The organism is Pedobacter insulae (assembly GCF_900113525.1).
In the GTDB taxonomy this organism is placed as follows: Bacteria; Bacteroidota; Bacteroidia; order Sphingobacteriales; family Sphingobacteriaceae; genus Pedobacter; species Pedobacter insulae.
Genome location: NZ_FOPP01000010.1, coordinates 84,927 through 101,575 on the forward strand (window position 1 = coordinate 84,927; position 16,649 = coordinate 101,575).

Genomic DNA, 16,649 nt, shown 5'->3' on the forward strand with positions numbered 1-16,649 from the left:
TGCCTACTCTTTTACAGGTTTTCGGCAACCCCTGTTCCTTGGCCAAAGAATATCGTATGCGAATAAGCTTCGTATTTTTTTTTGTTGCGATGGGTCTGTAAAAAAATGCCAATCACTGGCAGAATGGTAAAAGTTATATTAAAGATCAGGTGCTCATGCCAACCCATCTTATCCAGTATCCCTCCACAAGAGCATGGCACGCGTTCTGCAAAATTCAGAATTACCACAATGTAACCCGTGAACATTGCCATCAGCCCATACGATGCATAAAGGCCGATAAGCAATGTTTTAGGATGAAAAAGCAATAGCACTATAACAATTTCTATAGCTGGTATGAACCATGCTATGAAACCAGCATAACCTATTAGTATGGGAGACTGTCCGATCTGGACAGTGAATTTTTGGTAGTCTAATAGCTTATTGGCTGCTGCGTAAATGAAGAGCAGAACAAGTGAGTATGAAATGATTTTGACAACAGTTGGGTTCATAATAAATTGGGTTTTATTATAAAACAAATCTATAGTAACATTGCTGGCATAGACTTATGAATTCTGACCAATTTATTGTGAATTGTGACCAATATATTGTGAATTCTGACCAACGTGGTTTTTACATATCTATTTAGCTGTCTCATCAAAATTTTTGACGATGCAGCTCGGTGTTGCGCCAAAGTAATTGGTGAACGCATGAGTAAAATTAGAAAGGTCATTGTACCCAACCATCAACGAGATGTCGGTAATAGAATGTCGTCTTTCTTTAAGCATTAACATTGCTCGTTCCATACGTTGCTTTAAAATAAACTTGTAGAGTGGTATACTGTATTGCTTTTTGAATTGTTTGCGCAGAGTTGAAATGCTGACACAATAGTTGTCCGCAATTACAGATATTGAAAGCGTCTCATCCAAATGACCTTCGATGAATTCTTTCAGTGCAACGATATGATCATGTACAACGCGCATCGCTAAACAGTCATTTGTAATGTTATTTTAGTTCCGTTCCTTTCTTCGGAACTGATATCAAACCGAGCATTGATAATGGCAGCCCTGTTGCGCATATTGGTAATGCCATGCGTTACTGCTCCATAAATCTGTTCCCTGTTGAGCCCGCTCCCATTGTCTTCTATGGAAAGGATAAATTTTCCATTGGAATGCAACATAGAAACAATTATGAAAGAAGCCATTGCATGCTTGTGTATGTTTGCTATCGCCTCCTGCGCAATACGATATACAATGATCTTTACATCTTCTGTAAGGTGGGGTTCGTCTGCAAAATCCAGTTCATAATCAATATTGTCGAGCCTCTTAGCTTCTTCCAGCTCTCTTTCTATAAGATTGACCAGGCTTTGTGAGCGAAGGTACTCCAGATTCATTGAGCTGGTCAGTTGTGAAGCATCATCGAAAAGCTCATCGAGCAGTTCGCTGATCTCATCGAAATCAGTTGCCGGACTTTTCCCGTATTGTTTCCTGGCCATTCCAAACATATGCTTAATATGCAGGGTCTGTTGCTGAACTTTGTTATGGAACCGGGTAGACAATTCCTTAAGGTATCTCTCGTGCTCACTTACCATAGATTTATTCCACTCCATCAGGCGAATGTTCTCCGCAGAATATTCTTCTCCTTTACGGTTGCGGAACAGGTATACCACATATACAAAAACTGCGGTAAGCAATAAAAGTATTGTTGTAAAAGCAGCGACTAAAAGCAACAGGGTCTTATTGTCCAAATTCATGGTGTTATTGATTTAATCGGGGAGTAAAATGAAATACAAGAGCTATAATGGAGTAACATACTACGTTGCTTGCAATATGTCCGGCATTGAGTATAAGCGCATAGTTCAGGTTAGATTGCACAAAGGTATTGAACACCTGAAGGCTTAAAAGGTTAAACATCCAATAAAGAAGCAGTGCTGATGAAATCCAGAAGAGCGCAAAACGGCTGAGCTTTGTTACTCCATCCTTTTTATAAAGAAAAATCAGGCTGTACAAAGCAAGGCTGATAACAACCAGACCGCTCCATAAAAGAAAATTGCTGTTGATCAGGTCAGATTCCTGGAGCCAGTAATAGTTATAAATGCCAAAAATCAAACTGATCAGGGCAAGCACGATTCCTGTAACCGGCTTTTTCAGGCTATGTCCGAAGTATATGAAAACAATAACTGCTTGTACAATATCAGCGAAATTATAAAGCTGGGTATTGTTTCCTGTATGGTATTCCATTATGAGTGCTCCGACTTCGCCAATAAATACGAGTAACACAAACACATAGAAAATCTTCAGCGATGGCTGCATGACGTGCCAATTCATTCCGCCAGCGATAAGACAAAAGATCAGGCAGAAAAGATAGATGCCGTAAAATATAAAATTGAGATACATATATACTAGTGTTTACTGGCTACCTCTATAAGGCAAACGGGCGGACAAGGTTTAGCGCGGTCCATTGCCCATGTCGAATTGTAGTTGACCGTTCCGCCATCATTGTTAACGCCAGTCATTATAATTGTTAAGGCCGCAGGAGAGTAACCGGCAGGCACTCCGTAATTGCCGTTATTGATATATTCAGTGGTATGGGCCAGAGAAATTTTCATTTTTTTAATGTCGGTATTCGTAAGATAATCGCGTAAGGCATCTGCATCAACAGTCCAATAATTGAGGTCGGTATCTGCATCACCACCCAGACTGGCAATATAGCTGGATGTCATTTCATCAGCAGTATCTACAGGAACAAAGAAACTGTCTATTGGTGTGACCGAATTTACATGCTGTTTATCTGTGCTGTCCTGTTTTGTCGTGCATGCATAGCATACTGAAAGTGTGAGAATAAAATAAATGTGTCTTTTCATATTCATATTTGATTAGATGTTAATTATGCCCAATTCAATGCCTTTGATTGCTAAACCTACTCTGCTTGCTACGTTAAGTTTGCTGAAGCATCTGCTTCTATACGTTTCAACGGTCTTGTCCGAAATCTGCATAGCTGTGGCTATTTCGCTATAAGAAAGTTCAGAGCCTGCGTATTTTATAAATATCATTTCCCGATCTGATAAGTTAGGTACTTCGATCTCGTTGTTTAAGACTTGTTCGAACATAGTGCTATCCGCATCTTTGCTATAGGCTACACCGTTACTTACAATATCTTTTACAGCCTGATACAGTTCCTCATAACTGTGTCTTTTAGAAAAGTAACCATTTGCACCAAGGTGAATTGCCTTAGCGATTGTTAGCTCTCCCTGGTGCATGCTATAAATAAGACATGGAAGCTTTGACCATTTATTACGAATTTTCTTTAAAAGGGTAAGCCCATCCATCTCAGGCATTGATATATCAAGAATGCAGATAGTTGGCAAAGGCACCACATGTTGAAGGTGCATCAGCAATTCTTTACCGCTATCTGTATCATAAGTTACTTCGGTATCCGCTTGTGCGTTTAAAAACCTGCATACTGAATTCCGCACTCCAGTCTGATCTTCTACGTAAGCAATCCTGATCGTGTTCCATAGGTTCATACGGTAAATTTATTTGGGCAGAGGTACTAAGCAAGAAATTTCAGCTAAATCTGATTTTTTGTAGGGATAAATCCCTACAAAAAATGAAAATTCAATGCTTTTACAAAACAACATCCGTTTAATTCAGCTTAAACATTAGTTCCGATATATCATACTTCAATCCAAACTGAAATATTTCAATATTCATTTTGATGTGTTTCGGATGAATTGACACGTTTATTAATCTTTACTTTCCCTTGCCTGTATGCATTTTAGCGCCTCCTAAACGAGGCATTAACACATACAGCCATGATACACTTTACCAGTCAATTGTACGACCAAATGGAACAGGAACTAAACCTGTTGGCAATGGTAACCGGGCGTGAGGCATTTAAAGCTAAAGCTTGTTTTGAGATTGTAGAAGCTACATTGAGCAAACTAAAAGAATTCATCAGGTCTTATGAGTTTAAAGACATTTCAGAAGAAGTACTTTTTTTCAAAGAGATCAAACCCGGATTCCATCACCTGTTGATCTATTATGAAGAACTTGCCTTTATAGAGAGCAATAAACCTCAGGGTGACAGGAAAGTTATTATCGCTTATTACCGTAAAGCCATAGACAGGAACAGCGATTTCATGGAACGGCACAAGATTTTGCATGTGTACCATGCACTCGGCCATACCTGCGAAGATGATAAATGGTTCCTGCGCAATGTCAATCACCCTTCTTTCTATCCCGAATGTGATGTAGATATGGATGCAATGTTTTCAACCAAAAGCAGTGCTGTACTTTCTAAATTGCTCGGCTTTGAAAAACTGAATGGCTGGCTGGCAACAATCATTGAACAACTGAAGTCCGGTGCAGAACTGCTGCCCGTCAAACCTGATATAAAGGGAACCAACTTGCTGTGGACAGATAGCAAAGCAGCATTGGTAGAACTTGCCTATGCGTTGCTTGCACGCGGATCAGCAAATTATGGCAAGGCAGACCTGAACCAGATTATGAAAGCATTGGAAATTGCGTTCAATGTTCAGGCAGGAAACTACTATCGTACGTTTACCGATCTTTCCAACCGCAAGAAAGGAAGGACACCTTTTTTAGACAGCCTTAAAGAGAACCTGGAACGCAGGATGGATGAAAGGTTATGAGCAACATCATCAATTGTAATGGAAAAAAATCTAATGGTATTACAAACAGTAAAGGCCCTCTTCCGAGGACCTTTACCCAACCATATTTCTGTATGAAATGTCACGGCTGTGCCGTGCAATCAATACGCAAATAAACCTATTTTCAACTTTTATTCGTCTAAATCTTTTCTATTTCAAGTTCATAATAATCTGATGTTGCATCAATGTCAAATAACACAGGTGCTTTAGAAATGGCCGGCATCATAATCAAATAACCTTTTTCATGGCTTGTAAATAATACAGGTCGTGAATAAAAAACCAGCATCGGTTTATCTCTAAGGGTAAGTTTGGGTTCAATTTTTAAAATGAGTATTGCTTGGATCGGAGGCAAAAATTTCTGGCAAACAAAGGATAAGTTAGCATTGAGAACCTGATTGAAGTTCTCTAACGACACAAAAGCCCGGTTATCGAATAAGTGAGAAACTTTATTGGGCTCGTATTTACAGGTAAATATAAATATTCCGTTGTCCATATTCCTGTGTTCAGAGTACATTCAACATTATGAGGGCAAATATGTTTCAAATTACAAAATTCTATGTGCCACTTCTGGCTGGCGTAATGATTCTTTGCCGAGGTTTTTTATACCATGGTCACATTTTTTTTTGGTTTTTACTGCGATAATCTTAACACCAACTTTGGACAATGTTGTGTTGTTCATTGATCGCTTTCTGGTATAGATTTTTGCATTTAGACATGCTTCTTGGTTTAAAACCGCAAATCCTCTGTTTTTTCTAATATGGTTGAACTTTTTCTTCCCGTTCAACTTTCAAAAAAGTGAAAATAAAAATCTTCCCCAGCTTGGTTGATATTGGGAAAAAAGGGTTTTGAACCACCGCAACTTTGTCCTGTTGAATTTGAAAAAGCATAAACGATAAAATGATGAACGAGCTATTTAAAAACATTACATGGACACAATACCTGCTTGTAGTTGGTGGTGCTGCATTTATTTATTACCTGCTGGTTTTACTGCTGTATTTCAGAAAAGAAGTATGGAAAAAGTTAGGCCTTAAAGAGGATGTTTCAGATGAAGATGAACCCATACAATCGGATGGGGATCTGAATGAAAACACCGGAGGTGAACTGATGGATGACCTGGAGCGCACGGTAAAAGAAATCGGACATAGCATATTGGTGCCGGGCAACAAGGCAACAAAACCTGAGCTGATTGATCAGCTTAAGGCCAGCGTTGCAAACTTTGGCGGGCTAAGCCGCCCCGGCTACCGCTATGCCCTTAATAATTATATCATGGAAAAGGCCAGAGAGAATTGCGGGATAAACCTAAGTGAGGAAGAATTGGAAGAGGCGTGGAAGAGTTTATCCCGCTAATGTATTGCCCGGTTCAAGATTGGTGTGTTTGAAAGTTGATGTAACAACCGGGCGTAAAGGGAAAGGGCGGCCGTGGGTAGGTTTTGAGGAGATTGAGATGTGCTGCCCTCCCTTTTTAAAAAGCAAAATTTTAAGACAGAATAATTATGAAGCAGTATAAAAAAAAGGTATGGCTTACGGGCCTGTTTATCGCGGTCACGGTGATATGCTATGCGCAGAACGGAAATGCCGGCATTGATGCGGCAAACAATGAAGTGCGCGGATATTTTAACTCCGGCACCAACCTGATGTATGCAATAGGTGCCATACTGGGGCTGATCGGTGCAATAAAAGTTTACCAGAAATGGAACAATGGCGACCCCGATACCAGCAAGGTGGCCAGTGCATGGTTTGGCAGTTGTGTGTTCCTTGTTGTTGTGGCAACGGTCATCCGTTCATTCTTTGGCATATAAAAAGCAAGCATTATGAAGACAGCATTGAGAACAAAACTTCATCAATACATCGTTGACCATAACCCGGAACTGCTGCTCAGTTTACAGGAAGATTTTAAGGTGAGCAATTACATCAATGATAAGATAGAAGTTGTGATGCCAAAGGTCAGGCAATGGCTGGCTGATGGGGTGCAGTTGCACGAAACACAGCAACGGGCATTAAAAGAAATGACCAGTGAGCTTCGGCCTTCAAAATACCTGTTTCTGAACAGGATACTGGAAGAAGAATTTAAGGATGATTTTGAAAAGTTTACCGAAGCAGGAGTGCTTACCTACGAGCTCGTGAATTTAATTGAAGTGTGCAGGGATACGTTTACCGCTTTCAGATTTTCAGAGCAAAATGAAGACAATCGGTTGTTGCGCTATGCGATAATTGCAGACATAGCAAACTACCTGAATTAAACATGCCAAGAAGTGAAGTGAGAAAAATGTGCAGCAATGGCTTACAATGTTTCAAATAAGTTAAGGGATAATATCCGGGCAATCCTTTTGGCTATCGGCTACCGGAATGGTGCGGTTTTATCCGATGCGGATCTGACCGACCTGCGCAAATATGCTGGCTTTGGCGGCATCAAAGCCATACTCTATCCAAATGGCTCAACGGAAGAATGGCAAGCGAATGGTGCCACCAACCAGGACCTGAAACTTCATGCAGATATGATGCAGTTGCATGAACTGCTCAAAGAGAACTTCCGTGATAAAGCGTATGGAGAAGTAATCAGTTCGCTCCGCAATAGTGTACTTACCGCTTTTTATACCCCTCCGGTTGTTCCGCAGACATTGTATAGTGTATTGGCAGCAAACAACATCAAACCTAAACGCATCTATGAGCCTTCTGCCGGTTCAGGTGTGTTTATTGATGAAGCGGTGAAAGCTTTTGCAGAACTGGAGCATATTACTGCTGTAGAAAAGGATAGCATCAGCGGCCTGGTGTTACAGGCAATCAATAGCTCATTAGCGATTAAAAACGATACACAAGTCAGCGGTTTAGAAAACACCGGAAATAAAGAGAACGGAACGTATGATCTTGTAGTAAGCAATATTCCGTTCGGAAATTTTTCAGTATATGATAAATCCTATCCTGATAAAGCTGTATCAGGAAAAATACATAACTATTTTTTTGCAAAAGGATTGGATAAGCTGGCGGATGGGGGCCTGATGGCCTATATCACAACGGATGGGTTTTTAAACAGCCCTTCTAACAGAACAGCACGGGAATACCTTTTTGATCGTGCCGATTTTATAAGCCTGATTGCTATGCCGGACAACCTGATGAAGGATACCGGAAATACCGAAGCGCCAAACCATTTGCTGATCGTTCAGAAGAATGTAAATAAAAAAGAGCTTTCGGAAAATGAGGTACTGCTTACTTCTACCATCGCTGTTGCCCACGGTCTGACCGAATTTCAAAAGAATGCTTATCTGGATCTTCATCCGGAGTTATTTGTGGGCAGCGAGGTGAAAGTAGATAAAAACCAGTACGGTCAGCTTCATGAAAGTGTCTGGCAACATGGTGATATTTCTGATATAGGAGACCGGATGAAGGAGGTACTCCATGAAGATTTTATCAATCGTTTTAATCATGTAGGGTTTGAGCAGGCACTGCAAAAGCAGTCCGTAATTACCCGGGAGGCAAAGCGAACATTGACCTATTTGCCGATGCCAGAAAGCAAAACAGAAACATTATCAGTACAGCTTGGGCTGTTCGATATTGCTCCGGCAGAAACCCTGAATAAAGCAATGGCCTATATCAGCCAGGCGGATGAGACGGTGGTACAAAAGGGCACTGCGCGTATCATCAGCACCATTCGCAGCATTGATAATCCGCAACATGATACCATCGTACTGCTTGCCGCCAAACAGCACAAAAGCAACCGCTATCTGTACCGCTTGTATTCCAATGCAAAAGAAATCGACCAGCTTACTTCAAACTGGAAAGAGGCAGGCGAATTGGCGCATGAACTTCAACAGCTCGCAAAAGAGCTAAAGGGTTATTCCAATACTTTTACATATGAGGGTGACAATGCTTTCAGAGGGCTATTCGAATCAGGACAGCAAGATGTTTCGGTTGCCTTATCAAAACCATTTTACAAAGAGGGTGCATTGGTGAGTCATGCAGGACTTATCGGAAAGATCGGTGCTCCGGATACGGAGAATAATACCGCTCCGTTCATCCCTATCATTGACCAGTCACATCATGCCTTTTACATGGATTACATTGCTGTAAGGGATTTATATCTGGAGCTATCTGCCAATGAAATAGAAGGACAGGGCATCAGCGAAGCAGAGCGTAATCAGCTCAATCTGCTTTACAGCAGTTTCATTTCACAAAACGGATTGCTGAACAGTAATCAGAATAAAGCACGGATTTTTGAAGATACCGCATACGGGCTTGCCATGCTTTCCTCATTGGAGCGCAGGGAAGGTGAACATTTTGTCAAAGCTGATATTTTAATACAGTCGGTACAGAAAACAAAGGAACGCTTTGTTACAACCGATCCTGTAGAAGCTCTCGCCCACAGTTTAAATGATACGGGCAGGGTTGATCTGGAATTCATCAGTGCTGCGCTGGAAACAGACAGGGACGAAGCGATTACCGGATTGGGCAACCACATCTATCTTAATCCACTTAGCAATACCTGGGAAACTGCCGATGAGTTTCTGAGCGGAAACGTAGTGGCAAAATTAAAGCAGGCTGAAAACTTGCCTGAACAGGTTTTGCAAAATTACCAGTATGGGCGTAGCGTGGAAGCACTGCGAAAAGTACAGCCGGAAGCCATCCCTTTTGAACTGCTGGATTTTAACCTGGGCGAACGTTGGATACCGCTTAGTTTCTACGAGCGGTTTGCCACCGAACTTTTTGAACAGGATGCAAGCATCAGTTATTTTCCATCAGTAGATGCCTTTAAGGTAAGAACGGGCAATAATATAAAAGTGAATACAGAATATGCCGTTACTCCAAAAAGCGGCAGAACCACCTATGGTTATACCATGCTGGAACATGCATTGGAAAATACAACACCATTTTTCACTTATGAAGTTTCGATTGGTGATGGTAAAACCATCAGGATACCGGATAATGAAGCGATACAACTGGCTCACCAGAAAATCGAACAGATCCGCAGCTCATTTATCGGCTGGCTTCATGATCTTCCCGATAAAGAGAAACAGTTATTAGCAGGGCTTTATAATGATACTTTTAATTGCTATGTACTAAGGGAATTTGATGGCAGCCATCTGGTATTTCCGGGCCTTAATAAAAAAGCATTAGACATTGATGACCTGTATAGCTCACAGAAAAATGCTACATGGCGCATCATACAGAACCAGGGTGCGCTGGTTGACCATGAGGTTGGTCTAGGTAAAACACTGACCATGATTGTAGCTGCTCAGGAGATGAGAAGGCTCGGCATCGTTCATAAGCCCATGATTCTTGCCCTGAAAGCCAATGTGGGACAGATTGCCGAAACCTATAAGCTGGCCTATCCTAAGGCAAGGGTTCTTTTTCCGAACGAGAATGATTTCAGCCCGGCTAAAAGGCTTCGCCTCTTCCATGAGATCAAAAACAACAACTGGGATTGCATCATTCTGACCCACGACCAGTTTGGCAAAATACCACAGTCACCGCAAGTGCAAAAAGAGATATTTCAGATTGAGCTGGATAATATCGAACGTGATCTTGATACCATCAGGGAATTGGGTGGTGAGATTTCAAAGAAGATGCTCAAGGGACTGGAGATACGTAAGAACAATCTGGAAGGACAATTGAACACCGTGTTAAGGAATATTGAGGAAAAGAAGGACAGCGGAATCAACTTTTTAGAAATGGGCATTGACCACTTATTTATTGATGAAGCGCATAAATTCAAGAACCTCACTTTTACGACCAGGCACAGCCGGGTATCAGGGTTGGGAAATACAGAAGGTAGCCAAAAAGCTTTAAATATGCTTTTTGCGGTGCGTACCCTGCAACAAAGAAATGATAGTGACCTGTGTGCAACATTTCTATCCGGAACACCCATTTCAAATAGCCTGACCGAAATGTACCTGCTCTTTAAATACCTGCGGCCAAAGGAAATGGAGCGGCAGCGTATCGAGAACTTTGATGGCTGGGCAGCGGTGTTCGCACGCAAAACAACAGACTTTGAATTTTCGGTCACCAATGAAATTATCGCAAAAGAACGTTTCAGGCATTTTATTAAGGTGCCGGAACTGGCACTGTTCTACAATGAGATCACCGACTACAAAACGGCCAGGCATATTAACCTCGACAAACCGGAACTGGTTGAAACTTTGGTCAACATTAAACCTACTCCTGAGCAACGCGAGTTCATCAAGAACCTGATGGCCTTTGCCAAAACCGGTGATGGGAACCTGATAGGTCGCGGGCCACTCACCCGTGAAGAAGATAAGGGACGAATGCTGATCGCAACCAACTACGCCAAAAAGATGGCAGTTGATATGCGCCTGATCAATGCCTTTGAATATAGCGATCATACCGATAACAAAATAAATGTATGTGGCAGAAATATTTCGCAGATCTACAATGAAAGTTCCCAATATAAGGGAACGCAGATCGTATTCTCGGACATTGGAACACCTAAGCCAAATGAGTTTAATATTTATGATTCACTAAAAGATAAGCTCATTAAAGATTTCAATATTCCTGCACATGAGATCACCTTTATTCATGACTGGACAGATAAAAGAAAACCGGAGCTGTTCCGCAAAATGAACAGGGGTGAAATACGAATTTTATTGGGCAGTACAGAAAAAGCGGGTACCGGACTGAATGTACAGGAACGTGTAGTGGCCATGCATCATTTGGATATACCATGGAAGCCATCTGAACTGGAACAACGTAACGGTCGTGGGGCAAGGCAGGGCAACCTGGTTGCAAAACAATATTTCGGAAACAAGGTACGGAACTTCATCTATGCAACAGAGCAGTCACTGGATAACTACAAGTTTAACCTGCTTAAAAACAAACAGCCCTTCATATCACAAATGAAAAATTGTGAACTAAACGTCCGCACCATTGATGAGGGCTCGGTTGATGAAAAAAGCGGAATGAACTTCTCGGAATATATCGCAATCCTTTCGGGTGATACGACCTTGTTGCAGAAATCAAAACTCGAAAAGAAAGTTGCCGTAATGGAAAGCCTGAAGGTATCCCATTTCAGGGAAGTGTCCCGAAACAAACAAAAACTCGAACGGCAACAAAATGAACGGGCATCATCCATAAGCACCTTGAAAAAACTTACTGATGACGAAAAGAACTACAAGGAAAAACTACAGTTTGAAAATGATGGCGTAAAGAAAAATCCGGTAGTGCTTGCGGGTGTTTCTTCACCCGCAACAGAGGTCATCGGTAAGCACCTTATCACCCTGTATAAAAACTGGAAACCGGAAAACATCAACGAACAGGAACAACAAATCGGAACATTGTACGGCTTCAACCTTTATATCCGCAGGCATCGGGATGTGTACGAGTCAAAAGGAAAAATAGAATATTACTATGCCAACAGTTTTTATGCGCAGCGATCATCCGATGGAATTAAATATACCTATAACAACGGCATTCCAAATATAGATAACCCCAAGCTTGCAGCCCGTCATTTTCTGAATGCTATTGACCGTGTGGAAAGCCTGAAGGCAAAATATGAGAAATTGGTTTCAGAAATGGATCAGGAAATACCAAAACTGGAACAGCTTATCAAAAAACCTTTTTTACAGGAATCCGAATTACAGGAACTCAAAAGTGAACTGGCAAATCTGGAAAGGCAGATTGCCATTAAAATACAGGAGAATCAGTTAAAGCAACAACAGGAAAGGCAGACTGAAACGGTTGAAGTTGAATTGGAGGACAGTCATCAATCAAAGGTGATGCAGCTTGTTCCGGTGCAGAGGGATAAAACGCAGGAAGCTATGTATGCTGAAATGCGTAAAGGAAGAAGGATGAGAAATAAATGGTAATGATTATGGCAAACAGTGTATATCAGATTAATAAAGGCATTAACAAAAGCATTGAGTTCAAAGGATTGAAAGCGCAATACATCTGGTATCTGGGTGGTGGCGTCATTGCATTGCTGGTATTGTTTGCGGCCATGTATATCATAGGCCTCCCACCCTATATCTGCATCGGGGTTATTGCCCTGACCGGGAGCGGCCTTGTTGTTCAGATCTATGGCATGAGCAACAAATATGGAGAGCACGGGATGATGAAAGCAATGGCACGCAGGCTGGTTCCGAAAGTAATTAAAGTAAAAAGCAGAAAGGCATTCATGGCCTCAAATTAATTGAATAAAGATATAGGTAAAGCGAAGTGAGATGGAAAACGTGTTAGAAGAATTATTACCAATAATGGATGTGCAACATGACTGCATTTTAAGCAGGCAGGGAGATATAACAATTGTATTCAAAGCTGACCTGCCGGAAATATTTACACTGTCCGATCAGGAGTATGAAGCTTTTCATCAGGCATGGATCAAGGCCATTAAGGTGCTGCCTAAAAACAGCATCTTCTATAAACAGGATTGGTTTCGTGAAAGCAGGCACAGGCCGGATTTTACAAAAGATGATACCAGCTTTCTGAGCCGTAGCAGCGAACGCTTCTTTAACGAGCGTCCTTATCTTGACCATAACTGCTATATCATGCTGACTAAAAAACCTGCGGGAAGAAAGATGGTCACCTCTCTTTTTTCAAGTCTGCTTCGCAGGACAATTGTACCGGAGCAAACGCTTAATGCACAACTGCTGCAAGACTTCTTGGACACCTGCGGCCAGTTCAGGCGCATCATGGAGGACAGTGGTTTTGTAAAACTAACCCGGATGCATGAGGACGAATTAAGAAGTGAGCGCAGAAAGCTGGGCTTAATTGAGCAGTACTTCACACTTGCTGATAACAATGGTGCGTTGCTGACAAAGGACATCGTTTTTGATGAAGGGTTAAAGGTCGGTGATCAATACTGCCAGCTTTACACGCTTGGGGATGCTGCTGATCTTCCTGCACTCTGTGGAAGCCGGATCAATTACGACAGGTATTCCACAGACCGTACCAAGTTCAGTGTAGGTTTTGCCTGCACGCTTGGACAGTTGCTGCCTTGTAACCATATCTACAGCCAGTACCTGTTTATTGATGATGCACAGAAGACCATTCAAAAACTGGAAAGCAAGCGGCTTCGCCTGCAATCGCTATCTGCTTACAGCAGGGAAAACCTGATTGCCCGCGATGCAACCAATGATTTTTTAAACGAGGCGATCAGCCAGCAACGCTTACCTGTAAAGGCTCATTTCAATGTGATGGTATGGACAGAAGTAAAGGAACAGTTAAAAGAACTGAAAAACATGGTGTCTTCTGCACTGGCCCAGATGGATGCAGTTGCCAAACAGGAAACCGTTGGGTCGCCACAGATATTCTGGGCAGGCATTCCCGGCAATGCTGCTGATTTTCCAATGAATGATACGTTTGATACGTTCGTGGAACAGGCAAGCTGTTTCTTAAATCTGGAGTCAGGTTACCGCTCCTCTTTAAGCCCGATGGGCATCCGTTTGGGAGACCGCTTAACAGGAAAGCCTGTTCATGTGGACATTTCAGACGAACCCATGAGAATGGGCATATGCACGAATCGCAACAAGTTTATCCTCGGCCCATCGGGCAGCGGCAAATCGTTTTTTACCAATCATATGGTGCGAAGCTATTATGAACAGGGAACCCATATCGTATTGGTTGATGTAGGCCATTCTTACAAAGGGTTGTGCGATATGGTGCATGGTTATTATTTCACGTATTCTGAAGCAAACCCCATTCGTTTTAACCCATTCTTTATCGGTGAGGGCGATAGCCTGGATACAGAAAAGAAAGAAAGCATAAAAACCCTGCTGCTGGCATTATGGAAAAAAGATGATGAGGAATTTAAGCGTTCGGAATATGTGGCGCTATCCAATTCGATAAGCGGTTATTATGCGTTGCTGGAAAAGAGGCCGGAGCTGTTCCCGTGTTTCGATACTTTTTATGAATTTCTGAAAGAGGACTATGTCAACGTGCTCTTGGATGATAAAGTAAAGGAAAAGGATTTTGATGTAGATAATTTTCTTTATGTGCTCAGGCCGTATTACAAAGGTGGCGAATTTGACTACCTGCTCAATGCAACTGAAAACCTGAATCTCTTAAAGGAAAGGTTTATCGTTTTTGAGCTGGATAACATCAAAGACCATCCGATCCTGTTCCCTGTGGTAACCATCATCATCATGGAAGTATTCATCAATAAGATGCGAAAAATGAAAGGTATCCGTAAGATGATTTTGATCGAAGAAGCATGGAAAGCATTGATGAAAGAAGGCTTTGCAGAGTATATTAAGTACCTGTTCAAAACAGTACGAAAGTTTTTTGGTGAAGCTATCGTAGTCACGCAGGAAGTCGAAGACATCATTTCCTCCCCTGTAGTAAAGCAGGCCATCATCAATAATTCAGACTGTAAAATCCTGCTTGACCAGAGCAAGTATCAGAACAAGTTTGATCAGATACAGGAACTGCTCGGGTTGACCGAAAAGGAAAAGGCTTTGGTGCTTTCGGTAAACAAAGCAAATGATCCCACAAAACAATACAAGGAGGTTTTTATCAGTTTGGGTGGTATGCTCAGCAAGGTTTATCGCACCGAGGTAAGTCTGGAAGAATACCTCGCCTATACCACAGAACAGACCGAAAAAGTAAAGCTGATGGAGTATGCTGAAAAATTTGGCGGAGACATACGCAAAGGGATTGCTGCAATGGCAGATGATTTACGCAATAAATAACAAAGGAGGTTGATATGAAGAAGAAGATTTTATTGGTGGTGATGATCGTATTGATGGGAACGTTCGGACATGTGAAACAGGCACACGCATTCCCTCTTTTTGAGATCATCCGTCAGGCTATTATCAAGGCTGTTAAGGCAGCCGATCTGGCGATCCAGCGGGAACAGAATAAGGTAATCTGGTTGCAGAATGCACAGAAGGTATTGGAAAATACAATGAGCAAACTCAAACTGGACGAGATCAGTAACTGGACTGAAAAACAAAAAGAACAGTACCGTAAATATTATGATGAACTGTGGCGGGTAAAAGCAATGATCAGCTATTATAAACGTATCCGGGAGGTCACACAAAAACAGGTCATGCTGGTGAAAGAGTTTGAGCGTACATGGAAACTGCTTAAAAGCGATAAGCATTTTAAGCCCGAAGAAATTATTTACATGGGCAAAGTATATGCGGGTATGCTTGCCGAAACAATAAAGAATGTAGATCAGATGATGCTCATTGTAAACAGTTTTAAAACCCAGATGAGCGATGCTAAACGGCTGGAACTAATCAACGCTGCTGCTGACCGGGTCGATACGAACTATGATGACCTGCGCCAGTTCAATAAAGAAAATGCGATGCTGAGCCTCAGCCGTTCGAAGTCTGATCATGACAGGGCATTTGTGAAACGGCTTTACGGAATAAAATAACAAACTGAATAATTAAAAAAATGAAACGTGTAATCACCATACTATGTATGCTGGCCGGTTTGCTGTCAACTTATGCCAAAGCTCAGACACCTGATGAATGGATAAACCAGAAGGCCACGCAAAAGAAATACCTGCTGGAGCAGATTGCTGCCCTTCAGGTTCAGATCGGCTATATCCAAAAGGGTTACAAAATAGCCAAAGATGGTTTGGACTTTATCAGTAAGGCTGCAAAAGGAGAGTTTGACCTGCATAATGCCTTTTTTATTTCACTGAAAAATGTAAACCCGCTGGTCCGTAAATATCCGCAGGTTGCCGGTATTACCGGCTTACAGGCAGCCATGCTGAAAAGCCAGGCCACCTTTAAGAAACAGCTTGATGAGTCAGGCAATCTCACTGCTGAAGAAACCACCTATGTGAATCAGGTTTTTGAACGGATACAGAAAGACTGCGACCAGGTTCTTGATGAACTGAAAACAGTAACCACTTCCAATAAACTGGAGATGAAAGATGATGAACGCATTGCCAGGATCAATGCCCTTTATAAACGGATGCAGCAAAACTACCTGACCACTGAAAGTTTCGGAAATGTTGCTATCCGGTTGGCCATATCAAGAAGAAATGAGAAAAAGGCTATTGAAAACAGCAGGATTTTAAACGGGTTAAAAAAATAAGAAT

Annotated in this window: 16 protein-coding genes; 9 read left to right on the top strand and 7 right to left on the bottom strand. The window is 41.8% G+C overall.

Annotation, left to right across the window (positions count from 1 at the left end; translation table 11 throughout):
- Positions 1-11 precede the first annotated feature (11 nt).
- The 6 genes from BM207_RS15675 to BM207_RS15700 form a co-directional block, all read right to left on the bottom strand.
- Positions 12-488, bottom strand: coding sequence for a MauE/DoxX family redox-associated membrane protein (locus BM207_RS15675; protein ID WP_090996455.1), 477 nt, complete (start codon positions 486-488; stop codon positions 12-14).
- Positions 489-617: 129 nt separating this feature from the next.
- Positions 618-959 carry a helix-turn-helix transcriptional regulator gene (locus BM207_RS15680; RefSeq protein ID WP_090996456.1) on the bottom strand — a complete coding sequence of 114 codons (342 nt, stop codon included), beginning with the start codon at positions 957-959 and terminating at the stop codon, positions 618-620.
- A gap of 2 nt (positions 960-961) precedes the next feature.
- Positions 962-1,729: a sensor histidine kinase gene (locus BM207_RS15685; protein ID WP_090996460.1), complete on the bottom strand. Its 768-nt coding sequence runs from the start codon at positions 1,727-1,729 to the stop codon at positions 962-964.
- A gap of 4 nt (positions 1,730-1,733) precedes the next feature.
- The gene (locus BM207_RS15690) at positions 1,734-2,372 is read right to left on the bottom strand and encodes a hypothetical protein (protein ID WP_143095981.1); all 639 of its coding nucleotides are present in this window, start codon (positions 2,370-2,372) and stop codon (positions 1,734-1,736) included.
- Positions 2,373-2,377: 5 nt separating this feature from the next.
- Complete coding sequence (locus BM207_RS15695) at positions 2,378-2,839, bottom strand: hypothetical protein (protein WP_090996465.1); 462 nt, start codon at positions 2,837-2,839, stop codon at positions 2,378-2,380.
- A 12-nt stretch (positions 2,840-2,851) separates the two neighbouring features.
- Positions 2,852-3,502 (bottom strand): response regulator transcription factor, encoded by a 651-nt coding sequence (locus BM207_RS15700; RefSeq protein ID WP_090996468.1) that lies wholly within the window; start codon positions 3,500-3,502, stop codon positions 2,852-2,854.
- A 288-nt stretch (positions 3,503-3,790) separates the two neighbouring features.
- Between BM207_RS15700 and BM207_RS15705 the strand changes: the two genes are divergently transcribed.
- On the top strand, positions 3,791-4,630 hold the full coding sequence (locus tag BM207_RS15705; RefSeq protein ID WP_090996471.1) for an RteC domain-containing protein: 840 nt from the start codon (positions 3,791-3,793) through the stop codon (positions 4,628-4,630).
- A 157-nt stretch (positions 4,631-4,787) separates the two neighbouring features.
- Here the strand turns inward: BM207_RS15705 and BM207_RS15710 are convergent, their stop codons facing one another.
- Positions 4,788-5,141 (bottom strand): hypothetical protein, encoded by a 354-nt coding sequence (locus BM207_RS15710; protein WP_143095982.1) that lies wholly within the window; start codon positions 5,139-5,141, stop codon positions 4,788-4,790.
- Between the two features lie 404 nt (positions 5,142-5,545).
- On the opposite strand from BM207_RS15710, the gene BM207_RS15720 reads away from it, so the two are divergent.
- The 8 genes from BM207_RS15720 (at position 5,546) to BM207_RS15755 (ending at position 16,645) form a co-directional block, all read left to right on the top strand.
- Positions 5,546-5,995: a hypothetical protein gene (locus tag BM207_RS15720; RefSeq protein WP_090996482.1), complete on the top strand. Its 450-nt coding sequence runs from the start codon at positions 5,546-5,548 to the stop codon at positions 5,993-5,995.
- 146 nt (positions 5,996-6,141) lie between these two features.
- Positions 6,142-6,447, top strand: coding sequence for a DUF4134 domain-containing protein (locus BM207_RS15725; RefSeq protein WP_090996486.1), 306 nt, complete (start codon positions 6,142-6,144; stop codon positions 6,445-6,447).
- A 12-nt stretch (positions 6,448-6,459) separates the two neighbouring features.
- Positions 6,460-6,888: a DUF1896 family protein gene (locus tag BM207_RS15730; protein WP_090996489.1), complete on the top strand. Its 429-nt coding sequence runs from the start codon at positions 6,460-6,462 to the stop codon at positions 6,886-6,888.
- 36 nt (positions 6,889-6,924) lie between these two features.
- Entirely contained in the window at positions 6,925-12,462 is a 5,538-nt protein-coding gene (locus BM207_RS15735) for a helicase-related protein (protein WP_090996492.1), read from the top strand.
- A gap of 5 nt (positions 12,463-12,467) precedes the next feature.
- Positions 12,468-12,785 (top strand): DUF4133 domain-containing protein, encoded by a 318-nt coding sequence (locus BM207_RS15740; RefSeq protein WP_090996704.1) that lies wholly within the window; start codon positions 12,468-12,470, stop codon positions 12,783-12,785.
- A 31-nt stretch (positions 12,786-12,816) separates the two neighbouring features.
- A complete protein-coding gene (locus BM207_RS15745; protein ID WP_090996495.1) occupies positions 12,817-15,282 on the top strand; it encodes a TraG family conjugative transposon ATPase in 2,466 nt (821 codons plus the stop codon).
- A 14-nt stretch (positions 15,283-15,296) separates the two neighbouring features.
- The gene (locus BM207_RS15750; protein ID WP_090996498.1) at positions 15,297-15,974 is read left to right on the top strand and encodes a conjugal transfer protein TraI; all 678 of its coding nucleotides are present in this window, start codon (positions 15,297-15,299) and stop codon (positions 15,972-15,974) included.
- A 20-nt stretch (positions 15,975-15,994) separates the two neighbouring features.
- On the top strand, positions 15,995-16,645 hold the full coding sequence (locus BM207_RS15755) for a hypothetical protein (RefSeq protein ID WP_090996501.1): 651 nt from the start codon (positions 15,995-15,997) through the stop codon (positions 16,643-16,645).
- Positions 16,646-16,649 lie beyond the last annotated feature (4 nt).

Coding starts and splice junctions, on each gene's coding strand:
- BM207_RS15730 (WP_090996489.1), top strand. CDS start 6,460: ATGAAGACAGCATTGAGAACAAAACTTCATCAATACATCGTTGACCAT.
- BM207_RS15745 (WP_090996495.1), top strand. CDS start 12,817: ATGGAAAACGTGTTAGAAGAATTATTACCAATAATGGATGTGCAACAT.
- BM207_RS15750 (WP_090996498.1), top strand. CDS start 15,297: ATGAAGAAGAAGATTTTATTGGTGGTGATGATCGTATTGATGGGAACG.
- BM207_RS15680 (WP_090996456.1), bottom strand. CDS start 959: ATGCGCGTTGTACATGATCATATCGTTGCACTGAAAGAATTCATCGAA.
- BM207_RS15700 (WP_090996468.1), bottom strand. CDS start 3,502: ATGAACCTATGGAACACGATCAGGATTGCTTACGTAGAAGATCAGACT.
- BM207_RS15735 (WP_090996492.1), top strand. CDS start 6,925: ATGGCTTACAATGTTTCAAATAAGTTAAGGGATAATATCCGGGCAATC.
- BM207_RS15705 (WP_090996471.1), top strand. CDS start 3,791: ATGATACACTTTACCAGTCAATTGTACGACCAAATGGAACAGGAACTA.
- BM207_RS15720 (WP_090996482.1), top strand. CDS start 5,546: ATGATGAACGAGCTATTTAAAAACATTACATGGACACAATACCTGCTT.
- BM207_RS15725 (WP_090996486.1), top strand. CDS start 6,142: ATGAAGCAGTATAAAAAAAAGGTATGGCTTACGGGCCTGTTTATCGCG.
- BM207_RS15675 (WP_090996455.1), bottom strand. CDS start 488: ATGAACCCAACTGTTGTCAAAATCATTTCATACTCACTTGTTCTGCTC.
- BM207_RS15710 (WP_143095982.1), bottom strand. CDS start 5,141: ATGGACAACGGAATATTTATATTTACCTGTAAATACGAGCCCAATAAA.
- BM207_RS15740 (WP_090996704.1), top strand. CDS start 12,468: ATGGCAAACAGTGTATATCAGATTAATAAAGGCATTAACAAAAGCATT.
- BM207_RS15695 (WP_090996465.1), bottom strand. CDS start 2,839: ATGAAAAGACACATTTATTTTATTCTCACACTTTCAGTATGCTATGCA.
- BM207_RS15685 (WP_090996460.1), bottom strand. CDS start 1,729: ATGAATTTGGACAATAAGACCCTGTTGCTTTTAGTCGCTGCTTTTACA.
- BM207_RS15690 (WP_143095981.1), bottom strand. CDS start 2,372: ATGTATCTCAATTTTATATTTTACGGCATCTATCTTTTCTGCCTGATC.
- BM207_RS15755 (WP_090996501.1), top strand. CDS start 15,995: ATGAAACGTGTAATCACCATACTATGTATGCTGGCCGGTTTGCTGTCA.